3 protein-coding genes are annotated in these 2,342 nt (G+C 71.5%); 2 read left to right on the top strand and 1 reads right to left on the bottom strand.

Features of this window, described 5'->3' with window-relative positions; all coding sequences use genetic code 11:
• Positions 1–108 precede the first annotated feature (108 nt).
• Positions 109–993, top strand: a complete 885-nt coding sequence (locus EBH09_RS00220; protein ID WP_121745078.1) for a hypothetical protein — start codon at positions 109–111, stop codon at positions 991–993.
• A gap of 335 nt (positions 994–1,328) precedes the next feature.
• Here EBH09_RS00220 and EBH09_RS00215 read toward each other — a convergent pair whose 3' ends face one another.
• Entirely contained in the window at positions 1,329–1,835 is a 507-nt protein-coding gene (locus EBH09_RS00215) for a MarR family transcriptional regulator (RefSeq protein WP_121745077.1), read from the bottom strand.
• Between the two features lie 99 nt (positions 1,836–1,934).
• On the opposite strand from EBH09_RS00215, the gene EBH09_RS38280 reads away from it, so the two are divergent.
• Positions 1,935–2,342: HGxxPAAW family protein (locus EBH09_RS38280; protein WP_238697100.1), on the top strand; the 408-nt coding region annotated here is incomplete at its 3' end.

The following is a 2,342-nucleotide window of genomic DNA, read 5'->3' as shown; positions in this document are numbered from 1 at the left end:
TGCCCCGGGGCATTCGGGACGGCAGAAAGCCGCGGGGCCGCATTCGGGGCGGCAGAAGGCCCGCGGGGCCGCAGTGGCCGCAAGCCGTTGAGGAGATGGGGAGTTCACATGCCGAGCAGGGGGATGAAGGCGAGCGCGATCGGCGTGGCCGCCGTCATGGCGAGTGCCGTACTGCCGGGCTGCGGCGGTGACGAGGAGCCGAAGTCGCAGAAGGCCGGTACAGCATCGAGCGGAAGCGCGAGCGCGAGCGGCGATGCGGGGGCGCAGGAGCAGGGCACCACGCAGGTGCGGGCCGCCTACGACAGGACGGCCGAGGCGGAGACGGCCAAAATGACGATCAACATGAAGCTCTCCGCGCCGCGGGAGTCGATCACGACCGACGGCAAGGGTGCGCTCGACTTCCAAGAGGGCGACAGCGTCATGACCGTGACCGCCCAGGGCAAGAGCATCGAGCAGCGCGTGGTCGACCAGGTCCTCTACCAGAAGGTGCCGGGGCAGAAGGCCCCGGGCGGCAAGACCTGGATGAAGATCGACCTGAAGAAGGCCGCGCAGGCACTGGGCGTGAACGCCGGGCAGATCGGTGACCCGGCCCAGTCGGCCGCCTACGCCAAGGCCATCACCGACCAGGGCGTCACCAAGGTCGGCCAGGAGAAGATCGACGGCGTCGACACCACCCACTACAAGGTGTCGGTGGACGTCGCCGAGCTGCCGGGCGGCGACCAGCTGCGCCAGCAGGTCGGCCCCACGCTGCCGATGCAGGTCTGGCTCGACGGCGACGGACGGCTGCGGCGCCAGCAGCTCGACATGAGCGTCAAGGGCGCGCCCTCCGCCGGCGCCAAGGCGGAGAACAGCGCCGCACCGCAGCAGATCAAGATGACCATGGTGATGAACTACTCCGACTTCGGCACCGAGGTCGAGGCACAGGCACCGCCGGCCGGCCAGGTCGCCGACATGACGAGCGAAGTGATGAAGCAGAGCCGGCAGCAGAGCTGACCCGCAGGCCGGAGGGCGGCCCCGACGCGACACACCGGGGCCGCTCTGCGCGGCAGGGGCGGAACCGACCACGCCCTCGGGGCCGGACACGGCACCGTGCTCCCGGCGGCAGCCTCCCGGGGCCGTGCCTACCTGCGCCGGCGGCGAGCGCCCCGCCGCCGGCGGCGGTCAGGGCGATGCCGAACGACGGCGCGGTGCCCACCCGTTCCGGGCCGACCCCCATCGGTTCCGGACCGCCGCACCCTCGTCGGCACGGGAGACCGGCTCACGAACGGGCGGCGGCCGTCGCATGGCAGGGACGGCATCCGGCTCCCTTCGGCCGACCCGCGAGGCGGTCAGCCGCGTGGACCGCCGGGACCGGCGGACGACGAGGGCTTGCGGATCTCGTCGAGCGATTCCTCCATGGCTTGCCTGGCCCGGGTGAACCAGTCGGCCAGTACGGCGGTCTCCTGCGGCGTGTAGTCGCCGGCGAGGTCGGCCAGACGCCGGTAGTGGGGGCCGTAGACGGCGAAGACCCGGGCGGCGGCGTTCTCGTCGAGGACCACCCGGACCCGTCGGCGGTCCGCGGGATCGGGCTGCCTGCTCACGTAACCGGCGCGTTCGAGACGGTTGATGACTCCGGTGATCGCACCGGTGGTCACGTTGGCGTGCTGAGCCAGGTCGCCGGCGGTCAGGTGCCGTTGTCCGGCGCCGATCACGTGTCCCAGGCACGTCAGGTCGGTGACGTTGAGCCCCAGTCTCTGGGCGATGTCGTGCTGGGACACCAGGGCGAGGGCGACCATGCGGTCCATCGCGTCCAGCGCCTCCTGTGCGGTCGCGTCACGGCGCGGCTTGCCCTCCACCAGATATCTCCTTAGCATCTAAGAGTCTTAGCTTAGAAGCTAAGATTTCTGCGTGTTTGCTGTGCTGCTGCCGAAGATACAAAGCATCAGGAGAAAGTCATGAACCCCACCCAGGGCGACCACGGCCACGATCATGGCCACACCGTCGCCGGCTGGACGGGCACCGGTATGGCGCTCGCGGCAAGCGTGGTCTGCGGGGGCTCGATGGTCACCGCATGGCTCCCGGGAGTCGCGCTGGGGGCGGGCCTGGCCGTCCTCGCGGCCTGCACCACCTGGGTGCTGCATCTGGCTGGGTGGGGAAAGGCCAGTGGGCCCAGGCCCCTGTCCGAGCGCGGTTGGCGCGTGCGGGACCGAACCGCCGCGGAAGGCCACCCGGACTGTGTGGGATGCCGACTGGCCGGCCGCGGCCGACGCGGCACGCTCCCCCCGGTCACCGCTGCCGCGGCGACGGCGCTCCCCGAGACGGGGGCGTACCGGACGCGCGCCCGGCGCGGGACAGGGGAGAGG

Source organism: Streptomyces sp. E2N166, from assembly GCF_003671715.1.
Classification (GTDB): Bacteria; Actinomycetota; Actinomycetes; order Streptomycetales; family Streptomycetaceae; genus Streptomyces; species Streptomyces thinghirensis.
The sequence above is the reverse complement of the archived record's forward strand: the minus strand, read 5'-3'. Positions and strand labels throughout refer to the sequence as shown.

What these genes read in the sequence shown, in the direction of transcription:
- EBH09_RS00220 (WP_121745078.1), top strand. Translation starts at nt 109, where the DNA reads ATGCCGAGCAGGGGGATGAAGGCGAGCGCGATCGGCGTGGCCGCCGTC.